The sequence below is a fragment of the Roseateles sp. P5_D6 genome, assembly GCF_054049415.1.
In genome coordinates, this window is the sequence record NZ_JBFUMK010000003.1 from 19,120 (window position 1) to 36,498 (window position 17,379).

Consider the following 17,379-nt stretch of genomic DNA (forward strand, 5'->3'; position numbering starts at 1 on the left):
CACCAGAATGCCTTCATGACGCCGCCGCCCGCCCTGCTCATCGCACTGCTGCTCGCCGGTGGCAGCGATGAGCTGGTGTTGAACCGCTTCAACGACCCCTTCGAGGCCGTGTCGGCCGATATCGCCGATTGCCCGGAGCCCCGCGGCCCGCGCATCACGGCCGCCGAGGCCCGCGTGCAAGCTCACCATCGCGCCGAGCGCGGCACCACCTGCTGGCTCAAGGGCGAATGCAGCGAACCCAATGCCTTCCGCTATGACGCGACCATTGCCGGGGCCTTGCGTGCCAAGCTGAACGGCACGGCCGCCCTGCATCCGAGCAGCCTGTGGCTGACCGTGCAGGGCCGGGTCGTTTACCTCGAGGGCTGCGTCGGGCGTGCCGAGCAGGCGACCGAATTGGAGGCCCAGGCACGCGGGTTGCCGGAGGTGCAGCAAGCCCTGGCCCTGGTGCGGGTCGGCCAGGGCGGCGTCGTGCCCTATCGGCGCATGAATTGACCTGCAAGACCCCAGGCGTGACAACGCCGCCCTGCCTTGTCACGATGGCCCCATGCAACTGCTGAAGCGTTTTGCCACCCTCTTCGCGCTGACGGCCCTGCTGGGCCTGATCGGCTGCTCCAGCCTGACGCTGGCCTATGGGCAGCTGCCACTGCTGGCCGGGCTTTGGGCGGACAGCTATCTCGACCTGGACAGCCCGCAGCGCGGTCAGCTCAAGACGCAGCTGCAGGCCTGGCAGGCCTGGCATCGCCGCGAGGAGCTGCCGCAATGGATTGCGCTGGTGGGCCAGGCCCATGCGGCGCTGGACGACGGCGTCACCCAGGACGAACTGCTGGCCCTGGAGCGCGGCGCGCGCGCCAGCGTCGAGCGTTGCCTGCAGCACGCCGCGCCGCTGGCCGCGCCGGTGCTGGCCAGCCTGCGGCCCGAGCAGTGGCAACACCTGGAAAAGAAGATGGCCGAGAAGACGACCGAGTGGCGGGAGAAGCAATCGGGCAAGCGCGGGCCCGACGAGCGCGCCAAGCGCTACACCAGCAACCTCGAACGCTGGCTGGGCGACCTGGACCGCTCGACCCGCAAGCAGGCCGCAGCCGACGCTCGCGGCTGGCATTTCGACCTGCCCGTCATGGCCCAGGCCCGTGCCGCACGCCAGGTGCGGCTGGTGCAGGCCCTGCGCGCCTGGGCGCACCAGGACCTGGCCGCGGGCACCGCCCTGCTGATGCAGGACTCACAGACCCAGCCCACCGAGCAGCCCTATCGCGAGCAGATCGTCGCCAGCCTGCTGAAGCTGCTCAACAGCCTGGATGCCGAGCAGCGGGCCGCCGTCCGCAAGCATTGGGCCGACTGGGCGGCCGAACTGCGCAGCCTGCAGGCGGCCTGAACCCGGGCTTCAACTCCTCAGGGCGGCCACCGGTGCCAGGCGCGCCGCGCGCCGGGCTGGCACCCACACGGCCAGCTGGCCCAGGGCCCACAGCGCCAGTGCGCCAGCGGGCAGATAGCCCCAGGGCAGGCGCGGCAGTTCGTAGCTCTGCATCAGCAGCTGGCTCAGGGCCCAGGCACCGGCCATACCGATGAGGATGCCGGTCGTCGTCAGCAGCAGGTTCTCGAGCTGGAAGTAGCGCAGGATCTGGCCCTGGGTGGCGCCCAGAGCGCGGCGCGTGCCGATCATGCGGGTGCGCTGCTGCACCCAGAAGCTCGCCAGGCCGACGATGCCCATGGCCGTCACCAGCAGCAGCGACACGCAGACACCGCCCATCAGCCAGGCCATGGCGCGGTCCTGGGCGTAGAAGGACGAACGCATCTCGGTCAGGCGCTGGCTCTGCGTGACGACACGGCCCTGGTCGCCTTCTTCGAGCACCGCGGCCGCGGCCTTGATGCGCGAGTCCAGCTGGCCCGGCTCGGCGCGGATCACGTACGAGCCGCCGCCGCGCAGCGGCAGGATCATGGCGGCACCATCACCGTCGCCACGGGCGCGGTGCAGCTGCGTGTGCGTCAGCGTCTGGACGACGCCGATGATGGTCGACGGCGAGCGGCCGAAGATATAGACCTGCTTGCCCAACGCCGGCTGGCCGGGGAAGAGCTTGTCGGCCATCACCTTGTTGATGATGAGCTGCGGGATCTTGGGATCGGAGACGCTGAAGGTCTGGAAGTTGTCGAGCACCTCGTCGGCCGTGAAGTTGCGGCCCTCCAGCAGCTTGAGCCCGAAGGTCGGGATCATCTGTTCATCGGCCGCGTATTGCGCTGCGCTGATGCGCAGGCCCTTGTTGTCGGGCTCAAGCGAGACGCCGCTGTTGTTGCTGTTGTTGCCGTAGACGATCTGGTTGGGCACCGTGGCCGCCTTGATGCCTGGCAGCGCACGCAGCCGCGTGAGGTCCTCGGACACGATGCCGGCGGTGCGCTCGGGCGGCTGGGGCTTGCTGCCGCGCAGGGTCAGCACGCCGATCTCGGTCTCGGCCATGCCGCTGTCGGTGTTCAGCGCCTCGACGCGGGTCTGGATCAGGTGCAGCGCATTGGTGACGATGGCGCAGGTCAGCGCCACCTCCAGCACGATGAGGCCGGCCGCGATGCGGTGGCGGCGCAGCGTCGACAGGATGGGCGCGAGATCGCTCAGGGCCCGGCCAAACGCCCCGAGGGGGTTGCCGGTGGCGCGGGCTGGCGGGACGATGGACAGCGTGGAGGAGTCAGACATCACTGCACCTTCAGTTGGACGGCGGGGGTGACGAGGGCCGCACGCCAGGCCGGCAGCAGGCCGGCGAGCAGGCTGGCCAGCAGGGCCAGGCCCAGCGTCAGGGCCAGCATGCTGGCGTCGAGCTCGGCCAGCTTGGCGTAGTCGTTCGGGCTCTGGCGCACCAGCCACAGCCCGCCCTGGGCGAACAGCAGGCCCAGCAGCGCGCCTGCCAGGCCGAGCAGGCCGGCCTCGACGACGAACTGCTTGAAGATGTCGCCGCGCGTCGCACCGAGTGCGCGGCGCACGCCGATCTCGCCGCTGCGGCGCAGCGTCTTGGCCAGCAACAGGCCCACCATGTTGACGACGCAGACGGCCAGGAAACCAAAGGCCAGCCAGGTCTGCAGGCGCACATCGGCGGGCAGCACCTTCTGCGCGCCCAGCCAGTCCATCACGTTGCGCAGGCGCACATTCGTCGGTCGCTCGTAGCGGCCGGCCTTGCGCTGAGCCTCGGAGTAGGCGACGAGGTAGTCGCGGTAGGCGGCGGCCTCCTCGGGCTTGGCGAACTCGACCCAGTACTGGATCCACGAGCAGCTCGCGTTCAGGTCCAGCGAGGTGCCGCCGTTGGCGCCCTTGGCCCAGCAGTTCATATTGCCCCAGTGGCCCATCTTCAGCAGCATGGCCGTCGAGAACGGCAGGTAGAAGTCCTCGGTCTCGGTGTAGCTGCCCAGGGTCAGGTCCCAGAAATGGGGCTGCACCTTCCAGGGCTTGAGCACGCCGACGATGCGCAGCGGCTGGCCGCGCACGATGACTTCCTTGCCCAGGCTGTTGCCGCCGCCGAACAGCTTCTCGTTGAGCGACGCCGAGATGACGGCGACACGCGCCTCGCCTTCGTCGTCGGCCGCGCTCCAGCCGCCGCCGTATTGCCACGGCGCGTCGAACATCGCGAAGAAGTCAGCCGACGTCATGCGCACGCTCGAGAAGATCGGCTTGGTCTGCGCATCGGGCAGGCCCACGGCGGTGTTGAAGCCGCTGGACATCGCCTGGCGCAGCGCCTTCTTGTCGCGCAGCAGTGCCGTCGCGTCATAGCGGCTCAGGTCGAAGTTGGGCTCTTCACCGGCCTTCCAGCTGACGATGTCCGACGCGTCGAGCTGCACGTTGAATAGGCGAGCGCTCTTGGCGGGAATGGGGTCGCCGGAGAGCACGTGATAGACGGTCAACGTCGTCATGCAGGCGCCGATGCCCAGGGCGAGCGCCATCACCATCAACGCGGAGAGGCCCTTGGCGGCAAGCGTGTTGCGCCAGGCGAGTTCGAGGTAGTGAAGAAACATCAGCGGTTCTCCAGAAGAGCGTTGACGGTGGCCAGTTCGGCGTCACCGAGAGAGCCGGCCGCCTGGTGCAGGGCGAGCAGGGCCAGCACATGGCGGTGGCGGGCCTGGGTCTGCGCGTTCTGCGCGCCGGCCAGGGTCTGGATGGCGAGGAGCAGATCGGTGGTGCTGCGCGTGCCCAGAGTCAGCCCGGTGCGCGTGGCTTCGAGCGCGCGCTCGGCGGCCTCGACGGCGACCTGCGCGGAGCGCAACTGCACCGCGCCCTGGCCCACGGCGAGGTGCTGCGCCCTCACCTCGCGCAGCACGGCGCGGCGGCCGGCTTCGAGCTGCTCGCGGGCGGCATCCCGCTGAAAGCCGGCGCGGTCGGCCGCGGCGGCCACGGCGCCGCCGGCAAACAGCGGCACGGTCAGGCGCAGGCCGACCAGCGTCGGCGTGCGGCTGGCATCGAAGGCCGACACGCCGCTACCTCCACCGACATTGCGGCGCTGCGTCGTGTCCACGCCCACACTCAGCGTCGGCAGATGACCGGCGCGCGCGGCGGAGATGCGCTGCTCGCTGGCCTGCACGTCCAGCTGCAGCGCGCGCAACTCGGGGTTGGCCTGCAGCGCACGCGCGGTCCAGGCTTCGGCGTCGTCCGGCAAGGCTTGTGCATCCAGCGCACGGCGCAACGGCTGCAGGGTGGTGACGGGCACGCCGGTCAATTGGGCCAGCGCCTCGCGGGCATCGGCCAGGTTCAGTTCGGCGGCCAGCGTGTTGCTGCGCGCCAGTTCGCGGTAGGCGCGCGACTGGTCGGCCTCGACCTGCGCCGACAGGCCGGCCTTGAAACGCGTGTCGGCCTCGCTGACCTGGCGGGCGAAGGCCTCTTCGTTGGCGCGCGCCGTGGCCAGCTGGGCCTGGGCCGACAGCAGGCCGAAATAGGCGTCGGCGACGCGGGCCCGCGCGGCCTGCTCGGCGGCGGCCAGGCGCGCGGACTGGGCCGAGGCCTGGCTGCGGCTGGCGTCCCATTCGCGCAGCGCGGCCAGGTCGAAGAGGGGCTGGCTGATGCTGCTGGTCGTCGTGCGCGAGCGCTCGCCACTGCCGTTCTCGCGCTGCTCGCTGCTCTGCAGGTTCCACTGCGGCAGCAGCGCCGCGCGGGCTTCGCGTGAGGCCGCTTCCTGCGCGCCGTTGAAGGCCGCGGCCTGGCGCAGCAGCGGGTCGGCCGCGCGCGCCTGCGCCCAGACCTGCAGCAGGTCGTCGGCTTGCGCGGTGGCGCAAGCGATCAACAGCAGGAACGCGATGGTTTTCAAGCGGCGAGCTCCGCAGCCAGGTCGACAACCTGACCGTCGATGACGTGGACATTGCGCTGCGCACGTGCGGCCAGCTGCGGGTCATGCGTGACCATGACGATGGTGGCGCCGTCGCGGTGCAGTTCTTCGAGCAGCTCCATGACGCTGCGCGCCATCGCGCTGTCGAGGTTGCCGGTGGGTTCGTCCGCCAGCAGCAGGCGCGGCTCGCCGGCCAGGGCCCGGGCGATGGCCACGCGCTGCTGCTGGCCGCCCGACAGCTCGGCCGGGTAGTGGCGGCCGCGGGCCGACAGGCCGACGCGGGCCAGTGCATCGGCAGCGCGCTTCTTGCGCTCGGCGCCGCCGAAGCCGCGGTAGCGCAGTGGCACCTCGATGTTGTCGAGCACGCTCAGGTCGGGGATCAGGTTGAAGGCCTGAAAGATGAAGCCGATCTTCTGGTTGCGGATGCGCGAACGCTCGGCGTCGCCCATGCGGCTGACGTCGATGCCGTCGAGCTTGTAGCTGCCGCCGCTGAAGGCTTCCAGCAGGCCAGCGATGGTCAGGAAGGTCGTCTTGCCTGAGCCCGACGGCCCGGTCACTGCGACGAACTCGCCCTCGTTGACGGTCAGGTTGAAGTCGCGCAGGGCATAGGTCTCGACCATTTCGGTGCGGTAGACCTTCTGCAGTTTTTCCATTTGGAGCATGGGGGTTGTCCTGTTCACTTGGAGTGGGCGTGGTGGTCTAAGTGGCACTTGCTTGGTGGCAAGGTGCCGGGAGTCCCGCCCGGCGGCGGGGTAACTTTCTTCTGCGGCGCCAGAAGAAAGTCACCAAAGAAGAGGCGCTGAACCGCACACGATCGCGACGACGCCATAAGCGTCGCGCGAAAACTCTCTGCATCGTTTCGGGCAGACGCGACCCGCTGCGCTCTCGCTGCTGTCCCTATGACGAGCACSATYCAYCGCCCCTTCAYGCCGSTTAACGCCGGCTGCACGCCGRGCTCACCAGGGAATACCGCGTCGCTCGGGCGACGCTGCATTTGGTTTTCTCGTGAGCCCGGCGTGCAGCCGCGCGTTAGGCGGGCTGAAACGGCGATGGGTGACGCTGCTGATAAGGACAGCAGCGAGAGCGCAGCGGGTCGCGTCTGCCCAATCACCGAGTGGCTGTTGCACGGCACAGCTCGTGCACGTGGTGCTGGTGTGCGGTTCAGGGCCTCTTCTTTGGTGACTTTCTTCTGGCCCCGCAGAAGAAAGTTACCCGGCTGCCGGGACGGACTCCCGGCAATGCAGCGATCAGCAGCACTCGTCGCAGCACCAACCTGATCAAACATCACGACCAACCCTCAATCCGCAATCAGGACGCGCTCCGCGCCCTTGAAGTTGTCCGACCCGGAGATGACGACGCGGTCCCCGGCCGAGAGGCCCGAGATCACCTCGACCCGTTCCAGCGAACGCGCACCCAGCTTGACGGCGACCTTCTCGGCCACGCCGCCCCGCACCACGTAGGCAAAGCTGCCGCCGCTCTCGTCGACGAAGCTGCCGCGGGCCACGCCCAGCACCTTGTCGCGCTTGTCCAGCAGCACGCGCACCGACAGGCGCTGGTTCTGGCGCAGCTGCTCGGGCTGCTGGCCAGCAAAGCGCAGCCGTGCGCTGACCTCGCCGTTGACGACCTCGGGCGAGACCGAGCTGACCTGGCCGGCCCAGCGCTGCCCGTTGCCGGTGATCTCGCCAGGCATGCCGGGCTGCAGTTCGCGGGCAAAGCTCTCGGCCACCTGCATCTGCACTTCCAGGGCCGACAGGTCGATGACGGACAGCAGCTTGGTGTCGCGGGCGACATTGGTGCGGTCGGGAATGAAGAGCTGGCCGACCTGGCCATCCACCGGTGACCGCACCTGCAGCTCGCTCACCTGGCGCTCCAGGTCGGCGACGAGCAGTTGCTGGCGCGCCAGCGCACTCTGCTTGGCCTGCACGTCGAGCTTGAGGCTGTCGGTCTTGAGGCCGCGCAGATCGCGGGCCTGATCGTGCGCGAGCTTGGCCTTGGCCAGAGCGTCCTGGGCACGCTCGACCTGCATGCGCGCCGTGGCGCCGGCCTCGAAGGCCTGGGTCTGGCGGGCCAGGTCGTTCTGGGCGGTCTGCTGGTCGATGCGGGCGTTCTCGAAGGCGCTCTGCAGCGCGGCCGTCTGTTGGCGGGCCTCGACCTCGGCGCGGGCCAGGTCGGCGCGCAAGGCATCGACATTGCTGCGCTCCTGCGCGAGGCGGTTGGTCAGCTCGGGTGAGTCGACGCGGGCCAGCACCTGGTTGCGCTTGACCGGGTCACCGGCCTGCACGGCGAGCGTGACGGTGCCGGCGCCGGGCGCGAACAGCGTCGGGCTCTGCGCGGCGACGACACGGCCTTCGCCGGCGACGTCGCGCGTCAGCGGTGCCACGTCGACGGTGGCCACGGACAGCCGGGCGATGCTGACGGCCGAGTCGGCGGACAGCATCTGCTTGATTCGGCCGCCGCTCACCAGCACGAGCACGGCCACGACGACCGCGCCGCCGGCCAGCAGCAGCGGCCAGCGCCGGGACTTTTGAGCGAGGGGGCGGTCCTGTTCCGAAGTGTCGCGAAAGCGGGTGTTCATGCCCTGTCTTCCGCAAGGGATGTGCCAGCACGCGCCGCGTGAAAAATCAACGACTTGCAACCGTGACATGTGTCCGCGGACAGGTGGCGGACAGTCCGTACAAGGTCCGCAACGGGCAGCAGCGTTTGCTTACGAAAGCGCACAACTGGTGGCGAGACGACACGACTGGCCGGCTCCAACAATCGCGCCGCTTCGGAGACTGAAATGACTCTCGCCCGACTTTGCCTGCTGGCCGCGCTGACCAGCCTGAGCTGGCCAGCGCTGGCTAACGATCTGCCGCCGTCGGCCATGACGGCGTCGGAGGCGCGCCGCTTCCTCGGCCAGGCCAGCTTCGGGCCGACGGACGCCAGCGTCACCGATGTGATGGCCCGCGGCCGCGCCGCCTGGCTGACGGGTCAGTTCAACCTCGCCAACTCCGACTTCAGCGGCGTGCCGTATGTCGACCCCGACTCGAGCAAGGGCTGCCCCACGGGCGCGCCGGCCACCTGCAAACGCGACAACTACACGCTGTTCCCGGTGCAGGTGCAGTTCTTCGCCAACGCCGTCAACCAGCCCGACCAACTGCGCCAGCGCACGGCCCTGGCGCTGTCGGAGATCCTGGTCGTGTCGGGCAATGTCATCAAGCTGCCCAATGCGATGGCCGACTACCAGCGCATCTTTTTGCGCAACGCCTTCGGCAACTTCCGCGACGTGCTCAAGGAGGTGACGCTGTCCCCGGCCATGGGGCGCTTCCTGAACATGGCCAACAACGACAAGCCCAGCCCGACCAAGGGTATCGAGCCCAACGAGAACTACGCCCGCGAGGTGCTGCAGCTGTTCTCCATCGGCCTGTCCCAGCTCAACCTCGACGGCAGCCTGCAGCTCGATGCCAAGGGCCAGCCCATCCCCAGCTACGACCAGGACACGGTCGAGGGCTTCGCCCACGCCTTCACCGGCTGGACGTATGCGCCGCGGCCGGGCGCGACGAAGAACAAGTTCGGCAACCCGAGCTATTACGACGCGCCCATGGTCGCCTTCGACGACCACCACGACAAGGGCACGAAGAAGCTGCTGAACGGGACCATGCTGCCCGGTGGCCAGACGGTGCAGGCCGACCTCGACGCAGCCGTCGACAACATCTTCAACCACCCCAATGTCGGCCCCTTCATCGGCCGCCAGTTGATCCAGCAGCTCGTCACGGCCAACCCCAGCCCGGCCTATGTGCAGCGCGTGGCCACGGCCTTCAACGGCGGGGCCCTCGTCAACGGCCAGCGCAGCAAGCGCGGCGACATGAAGGCCGTGCTGACGGCCATCCTGACCGACGCCGAGGCCGCCTCCCCACAGGCGCCCGCCAACTTCGGCAAGCTGCGCGAACCCATCCTGCAGCTGACCCACCTGCTGCGCAGCATGGGCGGCGTCAGCGATGGCGTCTGGCTGCGCAGCCAGGCCGCGAGCCTGGGCCAGACGGTCTACAGCCCGGCCAGCGTCTTCAACTTCTTCCCGCCCGACTACGACCTCCCCGACAACCCCAGCCTGGACGGCCCAGCCTTTGGCGTCTTCAACGCCAGCGCCGCCTTCAAGTTGAGCGGCGTGCTGCAGACGGCGCTGAACGGCAAGGGCGTGGCGGCCGACGCTTCCGTCCCCGGCGCCACCGGCACCAAGATCGACCTGACCCGCTGGCAGGCTCTGGCCGCAACGCCGACCAGCCTCGTCGCCGAGATCAACCGCGTGCTCTTCGCCGGCCGCGCCAGCACGGCGCTGCAGACCGCTCTGCTGAAGGCCGCGCAGATCGCGCCGGCCACCAAGCCGCTGGATCGCGCAAAAGCCGCGTTGTTCCTCGCCGCGATGTCCCCCGAATACCTGGTGGAGAACTGAAATGCTGTCCCGTCGCCATCTGCTCTCCCACGCCGCCGCCTTCGCCGGCGCTTCCGCCCTGCCCTCGCTGGCCGCGCCGCTGGCCGGCAGCGACTACCGCGCCCTCGTCTGCGTCTTCCTCTACGGCGGCAACGACGGCAACAACATGGTCGTGCCGATGGACACCGCCGGCTACGCGGCCTACGCCCGGGCACGCGGCACGGCCGGCGCCGGTGGGCTGACGCTGCCGCAATCGGCCCTCGCACCGCTGAACGGCGGCGGCGTCGGCCTGCACCCGGCGCTGACGCCGCTGGCCGACATCTGGAATCAGGGCCACCTGGCCGTGCAGGCCAATGTCGGGCCTCTGGTCAGGCCCATGACCAAGGCCGAGTTCAACGGTTCAGGAGCCCAGCGGCCGAGCAATCTCTTCTCGCACGACGACCAGCAGGACCAGTGGCAGCGCGGCCAGTCCTTCAGCGGCAATGCGGCCACGTCGGTCACCGGCTGGGGCGGCCGGATCGCCGATTTGCAGGCCGCCAATGGCGTCGTCCCCATGGCCCTGTCGGTCAGCGGCAACAACGTCTTCATGAACGGCGCGACCCACGCCGGCCTGACGGTCGGCAGCGGCACCAGCTTCGCGATCAAGGGCTTTGGCAACAACCCCGGCGCCAGCCCGCTCTACCAGCTCTATCAAGGCCTGCTGCAGCAGCCCTATGCCAACGCCGAGGAACGCGCCGCGGCCAGCGTGCTCAACCAGGCCCTCAAGGCCAGCAATGTCCTGAACACGGCGCTGTCGGGCACCGGCAGCATTGCCGGCCTCTTCAGCGGCCTGGGCAGCAACATCGCCCAGCAGCTGCTGACGGTGGCCAAGATGATTGAGGGCCGCTCGGGTCTGGGCGTCACGCGCCAGCTCTTCTTCGTCAGCATGGGCGGCTTCGACACCCACAACGACCAGCTCAACCAGCAGCAGGCCCTGTTCTCGGACCTCGGCCCCGCGCTGAAGGCCTTCTACGACGCGATGCAGCAGCTCGGCGTTGCCAACGCGGTGACCACCTTCACCGCCAGCGATTTCGCGCGCACCTTGCAACCCGCTTCGGGCGGCGGCACCGACCACGCCTGGGGCAACCACCAGTTCGTGCTCGGCGGCGCCGTCAAGGGCGGGCTCTACGGCCGCATGCCCCAGCTCGTGCTCGCCGGGCCGGACGACATGTCCGACGAGGGCCGCTGGCTGCCGACCACGTCGGTCGACCAGATGAGCGCGACGCTGGCCAGTTGGTTCGGTGTCGGCGCGGCCGACCTGGGCGCGGTTTTCCCCCACCTGGCCAACTTCAACGTGAAGAACCTGGGCTACTTCGGCTGATGACAAAACTGGCAGGGGCCGCTGGTACAACCGTCCCATGCCCGACACCTACTCCATCCAGTGCCGCTGCGGCCACCTCCGCGGCCTGCTGCAGCCCACACGCCCGTCCAATCGCTGTGTCTGCTATTGCTCCGACTGCCAGGCCTTTGCCCGATACCTGGGCGCGCAAGACGCGCTGGACAACCAGGGCGGCAGCGACATCGTGCAGGTCCCGGCCTCTCACGTCGTGTTCACGCAGGGCCAGGACCGGCTGACCTGCATCCGCCTGACCGACAAAGGCATGCTGCGCTGGTACGCGAGCTGCTGCCGCACGCCGATCGGCAACACTCTCGCAGACCGGAAGGCCGATTTCGTCGGCCTGATCCATACGGGCCTCGGTCAGGACAAGGCCGCGCTCGCGGCGTCGTTCGGACCGGTCACGATGCGTGTGGGCGTCGACGGCGCCCTGGGCGACAGCAAGCCGAAAGCGGCGGGCATGTTCAGCGGCATCGCCAAGACCCTTGCCATGATCATCATGGGCCGTCTGCGCGGGACCTACCGCGCCAGCCCCTTCTTCGATCCGCAGACCGGCACCCCCGTTGCGAAGCCCCGGGTGCTGTCCACCAAGGAACTTGCGGCGGCCAAGCGCGTCGGCTGAACGCAGCTACTTCGCCTGAAGCTCTTCGCAGGGCTGGATCATCAGGCCGTAGTTGGCCTCCTTGGCATACAGGAAGCGCCCGCTGCTGACTTCGAACAGCAGCTCGGTTGACACGATGCGGCCCCACCAGGCGCGCAGGAAAAGCAGATCCTCGTTCAGCCACTGCACCTCGACGTTCTGGGCCAGCTCGGCGAAGTCCAGCCGCCAGGCGCGCTTGGGGCCCTGCAGCGTGTAGATCTCGATGGTGTTGACGCGGGGCACGCCCTCCTTCGTCGAGTCGATGGTCACCAGACGATGGAAGGCCGCCGTGTCGTGGGGTGAGCGCGGCTTGTACTCGGGATCGCTGTCGTCCAGCTCGCGCTCCGGCCGGGCGACCAGGCGCTTGACCGACACATGACCCGCCAGCGRCACCAGACGCGGCGCGGAATACTCGACGCTGACGGCGTCGCAACGGGGGGCAGCCTGAGCATTGCAGGCAAGGATCAGCAGGGCGAGAGCGGTGTGGCGCATGGGGCGAGACGCTGGAGGTGGCGGGAGGCTGCCAGCCTCCACGCCCCGCGCCGCGGCGGGATGACTTCGTTCGTGGGGGGCGGGCGGCTTTCAGGCGCCGACCGCGACAAGGAAGCAGTAGGCCAGCACCGCGCCCCACAGGCACAGCCCGAACAACGAGGAAGCGCTTCGCATCATGTCGTTCTCCCATCCGTTAGAACGCGGCTGCCGGCGCCTCAGGCACGCAGCAGCTTGTCCGCATAACGCCAAGTTTGCGGGGCTTGGGGAAACACTGTTGCCAGTGCGGTTTCCGACAGGCCGAGATGGCGCTGCAGCAACGGCGTCAGCACCTGGCGGAAGTCAGTGCGCACGGCCAGGTCACGTCCGTCGGCCAGGGCGCTTGCGTCCAGGCCCGGCCATTCGCCCAGCATCTGCCCGCCGGCGACCGGGCCGCCGAGCAGCCAGATGACATTGCCGCGGCCATGGTCGGTGCCGCCGTTGCCGTTCTGGCGCAACGTGCGGCCGAACTCGCTGACGACGACGATGACGGTGTCCCTGTAGGTGTCGCCCAGGCCCACGCTCAGCGCATCCAGGCCCTCGCCCAGGCTGGCCAGGCGGTTGGCGAGCTGGCCGCGGGCGGCACCCTGGTTGACATGGGTGTCCCAGCCGCCCACCGCCGTGAAGGCAAGCTGGGTGTGGGCGTCCTTGCGGATCAAGGTACCCAGGCGCCGCGCATCAGCGGCGAAGCTGCGCGCGGACGGCGCACCGGCGTCGGCGCTCGGATCCATGGACTTTCCCTCGCCCGCCGCCATGCTGCGGCTCATCTCGCCGCGGCCCTGGGTCGTATCACGCAGCGTGCCGCTGAGCTGGGCGTCGTTGGCATAGAGCTTGGCGAGGCCTGCCTGCATCTGCGGGTCGTCGATGGCGCGGCGCTGCATCGCATTGGGCCCCAGGCCGAGGCTGGCGACGCTGGCCGTGCCGGCAAAGATGCGCGGCGGCGTGCTGCCCTGGCTGATCGCGCGCGTTGGCGCCGGCTCACCCGGCAGGGCCGTCAGCAGCCGGTTCATCCAGCCATCGGGCGTGGACTTGCGACCCGGCGTACCGGACTCGAGGTAGTCCTGGGCGTCGAAATGCGAGCGCGTCGGGTCGGGCGAGCCGCTGGCATGCACGAAGGCGAGCTGGCCGCCGTCCCAGTGGCGCTTCAGCGGGCTCAAGGATGGATGCAGGCCGAACAGCGAATCGAGCTTGATGAGGCCATCCTCCGCGCCCGGTGCCGCGAGCGCAATCTGCGGGCGGCTGGTGGCGTACTCGCGCTCGCCATAGGGCGCGACGACCGACAGGCCGTCCACCGCGCCGCGCAGCATGACGACGACGAGCTTCTTCTGGGTGCCCCCCTGGGCCTGCACGAGGGACACCGGCAGGCCACCTAGGGTGAAGGCACCGAAGTGCAGCAATTGACGACGCAGCATGGCGGTCACCTCTTCATGAAATCAGGGCTGGCGAGCAGCAGGGCAACCTGCTGGCCGGCGGGCTCGGCGGCCAACGTGCGGCGCGTAGGTTCACTGACCGACGCACCCAGGGTGCTGGTCAGCTTCTCGGCGCTGATGCCACTGCGCTGGCCCAGCGTCGTCGCCAGTTGCACGCGCTGCGTCAGCGCCTCGGGGTTGCGCCAGGCGGCCGCAGTGTTCTTGTAGCCATCGGGCGTTTGTGCGCCGTAAAGAGGCTGGCCCGCCTGCGCCAGCGCGGCGAGCAGATTGCGCGGGTCGGCCGGCTGCAGGTCCAGCGCGCGCAGGCTGGACAGCAGGTATTGGTAGGGCGTCTTGAACTTGGCCTGGTAGGCCTCGCGGCTCCAGAACTCATCGGCGCGGATCAAGGTGCGCGCGAACTCGCGCAGGTCGCCGCCCGTGGCCTTGAAGTTGTCGGTGAGCTTTTGCACCAGGCTGGCCGGCGGGTCGTCGGCCACAAAGGCCTGAGCGAACTTGGTGGCCAGATGGCGGGCCGTGGCGGGATGGGTGGCCAGCACGTCCAGCGCGTGCTCGCCCTCGGCCTGGCCGGCGCCCTTGACGCTATGGCCCAGCCAGGTCTTGCTGCCGTTGTCATGCTTGCGCGGCTCGAAGGCGAACAGGTCGCCCGTGCCGCCGACCAGCGCCTTGCGCGTGTCCAGGCCCCAGCCGGTCAACATGCGCGCCAGCTCGGTCACGTCACGCTGGGCGTAGCCACCGTCCACGCCCAGCGTGTGCAGTTCCATCAGCTCGCGGGCGTAGTTCTCGTTGAGGCCGCTGGGCACCCGGGCCTTCAGCTCCGGCCGCTCGGCCAGGAAGCGGCGCGCGCGCTGCGGCGGCGCGTAGCCGGCGACGACGCTCTGGGCGTTGTCGAGGTAGATCAGCATGGCCGGGTGCTTGGCGGTGGCGCCCAGCATGTCGCGAAAGCGCCCGAGCACATGGGGCCGGATGGCGCGCTGCTCGTAATCGGCCACGAGCACGCCGACCGCGTTCTTGCCCGCAAAGACGTTGAAGTGGTTGAACCAGAACTCGGTCAGCACCTCTTCGAGCTGGGCCGGGCTCAGCAGCGCACGCGACAGACGGGCCGTCGCGGCCTGGCCGACGAGGGGGCGGATCTTGTCGCGCACTGCATTGATCGCATCGGCATCGGTCTTCATGCCCTGGGCCTGCTCACGCCGGGCCTCGCGAGCGGCCTTCACCGCCTCGCGGTAGCGACCCAGCAGCTCGGCCTGGCCGAGTTGGAGCACCTCCAGGCTGGCCAGGCGGGCGCTCAGGCCTTCAGGCTGCGGCAGGCGGCGCGGTTCCAGTTGCTCGCTGAGGAAGCGCTCCAGCCATTTGTCGGCGCCTTGCGCGGCGATGGCGGCGGCGTCAGCCGGGCGCGGGCCGTAGCCCAGGCGGTTTAGCGCGTGCAGGGCGCGCTCATCGGCGCTCAGGGCCGGAGCTGCAACCGCAACAGCCGCCTGGCTGCGGCGCGCTGCCAGCATGACGCCGCCGGCCAGGGCGGCGGCACTGCTCAGCACAAAGCGGCGGTTTTTCATGGGGACCTCTCCGGTTTCTTGAACCAGAGAATCGCCCGATTCACGCAAGCTCGTATGGCCGATGCGCAAAGATTTGTAGCGAGGAGCCCCTCTCGCCCGAGGCTGGCCGGCTAGGGGACGATCCGGCGCTCGGCCCGCAAATTCATTGGYCGCGAAGCCAATGCTCAAGGCTGCGCAGCGTGGCGGCTAGGTCAAGAGGCTTGTTCCAGTAGCCGTCAAAGCCATGGCGGCGCGCCAGCTGGGAAGCGACGAACTCGGACTCGGCCGTCACCAGCAGGGCCGGCACACCGTCGGGCAGGCCGGCAGCGCGCAGCTGGGTCAGCAATTCGTCGCCACCAATATCGGGCAGGCGCAGATCGCACAACAGCAAATCGACGCGATCCTGCGCCACCAGGCGTCGGGCATCCGCGCCGCTGCGCGCCACCAGCAGGCTACAGCCGGGGCGCAGCTCCAGGATGCCTTGCATCAGCATCACGTTGACGGGATCGTCCTCGACGTAGAGAACCTGGCTTGTCGTCATTCCCGCCCCTTCAAAAGCAGATGGCAGGCTGCAAGCGCCTGGATCGGGCAACACGGCATCGGCAGGGGACAGGCATAGGAACATGACTCGGGATTTTGCGCTGATTATCAAATCTATTAATACGAATGATCAATGCACCCGCCCCTGAACGGGTGGCGTCGCGCTGGATTTGCCAAATATTGCAAGGCGGCCGCGGCGAAAATCGCCTAGGCGCGACGACGCAGTTCGGCCAGCGCCCGCGACAGCGGCAGCCAGCCGTCGGGCAAGGGCCTGCCTGGCGCCCCGTCCGCCGCCGCCATCTCCAGCGCGCGGGCCTGGGCGGCCAGGGCGGGATGGCCCAGCAGCTCCAGCACGGCCTTCAGGCCATGAGCGACGCGGCGCAGTGCGGGCGCATCGCCGCTGGCGACGGCCGCATTGCCCTGCGCGAGATCATCCGCAAAGCGGTCCAGGCAGCCGGCGCGAAAACTCTCGTACAGGGCCCGATCGCCGCCGAAATGCTGCAGCACCGGGTCAACGCCCGTGGCCAAGGCCGCGACCGGTGCGGTGGCCAGGGCGCGCCCCCGCAGCAGCTCGCTGACCGTGTCCAGCAACTCGGTCAGCGGCACGGGTTTGCGCAACGTGCGCACGACGCCGCGGGCGGCCAGCGCCGCATGATGGTCGGGGTGAACGCCAGCGCTGAAAATCACCCACGGTGGCGCACCGGCAGCCTGGGCCAGGCCCTCTGCGAGCAGGGTTTCGGCGGAGCCGTCGGGCAGCATCAGGTCGCTGACGACGAGCTGCCAGCCGCCGCCAGCCAGCGCGTCGCGGGCATCGGCCAGGCGGCGTACGACGCTCAGCTCGACCGCCGGCGCCGCCGGGTCATGGTCCGGCAGCTCCTCGAGAGCCAATTCGACGAAGCGGGCAATCGAGACGTCATCCTCGATCAGCAGCAAGCGCGCGGGCATAGGTATGCGCGCGCTCAGGTCGGCTGGGCCGCTGCGGCCTCGGCCAGCAGCGGTGGCAGCTCGGTGACCAGGGCCGTCTTGTGCACCAGCGGCACGCCCTCCAGCGCAAAGGCATACGGCGCACGCTGCGCCTCGTCCAGCGCGGTCACAACGATGAGGCGGCTGCGCGCGAACTGTGGGTGCGAGCGCAGGCTGGTGATCAGCGCCGCGCCGTCGATGCCCGGCAGCAGGATGTCGATGAGCAGCACGTCCGGTTCCAGGCGGCCGGCCATGGCCAGGCCGGCGATGCCGTCGGAGGCGACGTGCAGCTCGGCCTCGGGCAGTTCGCGCTTGACGACCAGGCTGATGAGGTTCTGGAAGTGCACCGAATCCTCGATGAGCAGCAAGGTCAAGGGGCGTTCGTTCGCTCGGGCGCCAGTGCCTGGCAGCGCTGTCGTCGCACGGCCGGCGCGGGCGGCGAGCCAGGCCTCCAGCGAACTGCGCAGGATGCGGCGGTGGCCGCCTGGCGTTTTCCAGGCCTGCAATTCGCCACGGTCGACCATCAGCTGCACGGAGCGCACAGCCATGCCCAGCTGTTGGGCGGCTTCGGTGGTCGAACAGGTGTCGGGCGTGGAGGGGGTACGGTTCACTTGCGATATTTTGCCGAATTTGCCGGCAATCGCCGAGCTGGAATATTTGATAAAAATGATCGCATCG

The 17,379-nt window shown here is 69.2% G+C and carries 16 protein-coding genes; 5 read left to right on the forward strand and 11 right to left on the reverse strand.

What is annotated here, in order from left to right:
- Positions 1-15: 15 nt before the first annotated feature.
- Complete coding sequence (locus tag ACXJKM_RS04125) at positions 16-492, forward strand: BON domain-containing protein (protein WP_457350447.1); 477 nt, start codon at positions 16-18, stop codon at positions 490-492.
- A gap of 52 nt (positions 493-544) precedes the next feature.
- The gene (locus ACXJKM_RS04130) at positions 545-1,369 is read left to right on the forward strand and encodes a DUF6279 family lipoprotein (RefSeq protein WP_457350449.1); all 825 of its coding nucleotides are present in this window, start codon (positions 545-547) and stop codon (positions 1,367-1,369) included.
- Positions 1,370-1,378: 9 nt separating this feature from the next.
- Here the strand turns inward: ACXJKM_RS04130 and ACXJKM_RS04135 are convergent, their stop codons facing one another.
- The 5 genes from ACXJKM_RS04135 to ACXJKM_RS04155 form a co-directional block, all read right to left on the reverse strand.
- Positions 1,379-2,677 (reverse strand): ABC transporter permease, encoded by a 1,299-nt coding sequence (locus ACXJKM_RS04135; RefSeq protein ID WP_082533075.1) that lies wholly within the window; start codon positions 2,675-2,677, stop codon positions 1,379-1,381.
- The gene (locus tag ACXJKM_RS04140; protein ID WP_056205381.1) at positions 2,677-3,984 is read right to left on the reverse strand and encodes an ABC transporter permease; all 1,308 of its coding nucleotides are present in this window, start codon (positions 3,982-3,984) and stop codon (positions 2,677-2,679) included. The genes ACXJKM_RS04135 and ACXJKM_RS04140 overlap by 1 nt, the downstream gene beginning before the upstream one ends.
- The gene (locus ACXJKM_RS04145) at positions 3,984-5,267 is read right to left on the reverse strand and encodes a TolC family outer membrane protein (protein ID WP_457350451.1); all 1,284 of its coding nucleotides are present in this window, start codon (positions 5,265-5,267) and stop codon (positions 3,984-3,986) included. Before ACXJKM_RS04145 ends, ACXJKM_RS04140 begins: the two co-directional genes overlap by 1 nt.
- Positions 5,264-5,947, reverse strand: coding sequence for an ABC transporter ATP-binding protein (locus tag ACXJKM_RS04150; protein ID WP_056205385.1), 684 nt, complete (start codon positions 5,945-5,947; stop codon positions 5,264-5,266). The genes ACXJKM_RS04145 and ACXJKM_RS04150 overlap by 4 nt, the downstream gene beginning before the upstream one ends.
- Positions 5,948-6,582: 635 nt before the next feature.
- Complete coding sequence (locus tag ACXJKM_RS04155) at positions 6,583-7,860, reverse strand: efflux RND transporter periplasmic adaptor subunit (protein WP_457350454.1); 1,278 nt, start codon at positions 7,858-7,860, stop codon at positions 6,583-6,585.
- A gap of 204 nt (positions 7,861-8,064) precedes the next feature.
- Here ACXJKM_RS04155 and ACXJKM_RS04160 point away from each other — a divergent pair, with 204 nt between their 5' ends.
- Genes ACXJKM_RS04160 through ACXJKM_RS04170 form a run of 3 tightly spaced genes read left to right on the forward strand, consistent with a single transcriptional unit; the run spans position 8,065 to position 11,690 of the window.
- Positions 8,065-9,714: a DUF1800 domain-containing protein gene (locus tag ACXJKM_RS04160; protein ID WP_457350456.1), complete on the forward strand. Its 1,650-nt coding sequence runs from the start codon at positions 8,065-8,067 to the stop codon at positions 9,712-9,714.
- Between the two features lies 1 nt (position 9,715).
- Complete coding sequence (locus ACXJKM_RS04165; RefSeq protein WP_457350457.1) at positions 9,716-11,053, forward strand: DUF1501 domain-containing protein; 1,338 nt, start codon at positions 9,716-9,718, stop codon at positions 11,051-11,053.
- A gap of 37 nt (positions 11,054-11,090) precedes the next feature.
- Entirely contained in the window at positions 11,091-11,690 is a 600-nt protein-coding gene (locus tag ACXJKM_RS04170) for a DUF6151 family protein (protein WP_457350459.1), read from the forward strand.
- A 6-nt stretch (positions 11,691-11,696) separates the two neighbouring features.
- Here ACXJKM_RS04170 and ACXJKM_RS04175 read toward each other — a convergent pair whose 3' ends face one another.
- The 6 genes from ACXJKM_RS04175 to ACXJKM_RS04200 form a co-directional block, all read right to left on the reverse strand.
- On the reverse strand, positions 11,697-12,200 hold the full coding sequence (locus ACXJKM_RS04175) for a hypothetical protein (RefSeq protein WP_457350461.1): 504 nt from the start codon (positions 12,198-12,200) through the stop codon (positions 11,697-11,699).
- 215 nt (positions 12,201-12,415) lie between these two features.
- On the reverse strand, positions 12,416-13,648 hold the full coding sequence (locus ACXJKM_RS04180) for a DUF1501 domain-containing protein (protein ID WP_457350463.1): 1,233 nt from the start codon (positions 13,646-13,648) through the stop codon (positions 12,416-12,418).
- A 5-nt stretch (positions 13,649-13,653) separates the two neighbouring features.
- Entirely contained in the window at positions 13,654-15,219 is a 1,566-nt protein-coding gene (locus ACXJKM_RS04185) for a DUF1800 domain-containing protein (protein WP_457350465.1), read from the reverse strand.
- Between the two features lie 142 nt (positions 15,220-15,361).
- Positions 15,362-15,739, reverse strand: coding sequence for a response regulator (locus ACXJKM_RS04190; RefSeq protein WP_457350467.1), 378 nt, complete (start codon positions 15,737-15,739; stop codon positions 15,362-15,364).
- Positions 15,740-15,945: 206 nt separating this feature from the next.
- The gene (locus ACXJKM_RS04195) at positions 15,946-16,683 is read right to left on the reverse strand and encodes an Hpt domain-containing protein (protein WP_056205403.1); all 738 of its coding nucleotides are present in this window, start codon (positions 16,681-16,683) and stop codon (positions 15,946-15,948) included.
- A gap of 14 nt (positions 16,684-16,697) precedes the next feature.
- On the reverse strand, positions 16,698-17,249 hold the full coding sequence (locus ACXJKM_RS04200) for a response regulator (RefSeq protein ID WP_235532135.1): 552 nt from the start codon (positions 17,247-17,249) through the stop codon (positions 16,698-16,700).
- Positions 17,250-17,379: the final 130 nt, after the last annotated feature.

Coding starts and splice junctions, on each gene's coding strand:
- ACXJKM_RS04165 (WP_457350457.1), top strand. CDS start 9,716: ATGCTGTCCCGTCGCCATCTGCTCTCCCACGCCGCCGCCTTCGCCGGC.
- ACXJKM_RS04130 (WP_457350449.1), top strand. CDS start 545: ATGCAACTGCTGAAGCGTTTTGCCACCCTCTTCGCGCTGACGGCCCTG.
- ACXJKM_RS04195 (WP_056205403.1), bottom strand. CDS start 16,683: ATGCCCGCGCGCTTGCTGCTGATCGAGGATGACGTCTCGATTGCCCGC.
- ACXJKM_RS04140 (WP_056205381.1), bottom strand. CDS start 3,984: ATGTTTCTTCACTACCTCGAACTCGCCTGGCGCAACACGCTTGCCGCC.
- ACXJKM_RS04125 (WP_457350447.1), top strand. CDS start 16: ATGACGCCGCCGCCCGCCCTGCTCATCGCACTGCTGCTCGCCGGTGGC.
- ACXJKM_RS04150 (WP_056205385.1), bottom strand. CDS start 5,947: ATGCTCCAAATGGAAAAACTGCAGAAGGTCTACCGCACCGAAATGGTC.
- ACXJKM_RS04200 (WP_235532135.1), bottom strand. CDS start 17,249: ATGGCTGTGCGCTCCGTGCAGCTGATGGTCGACCGTGGCGAATTGCAG.
- ACXJKM_RS04155 (WP_457350454.1), bottom strand. CDS start 7,860: ATGAACACCCGCTTTCGCGACACTTCGGAACAGGACCGCCCCCTCGCT.
- ACXJKM_RS04160 (WP_457350456.1), top strand. CDS start 8,065: ATGACTCTCGCCCGACTTTGCCTGCTGGCCGCGCTGACCAGCCTGAGC.
- ACXJKM_RS04170 (WP_457350459.1), top strand. CDS start 11,091: ATGCCCGACACCTACTCCATCCAGTGCCGCTGCGGCCACCTCCGCGGC.
- ACXJKM_RS04180 (WP_457350463.1), bottom strand. CDS start 13,648: ATGCTGCGTCGTCAATTGCTGCACTTCGGTGCCTTCACCCTAGGTGGC.
- ACXJKM_RS04135 (WP_082533075.1), bottom strand. CDS start 2,677: ATGTCTGACTCCTCCACGCTGTCCATCGTCCCGCCAGCCCGCGCCACC.
- ACXJKM_RS04185 (WP_457350465.1), bottom strand. CDS start 15,219: ATGAAAAACCGCCGCTTTGTGCTGAGCAGTGCCGCCGCCCTGGCCGGC.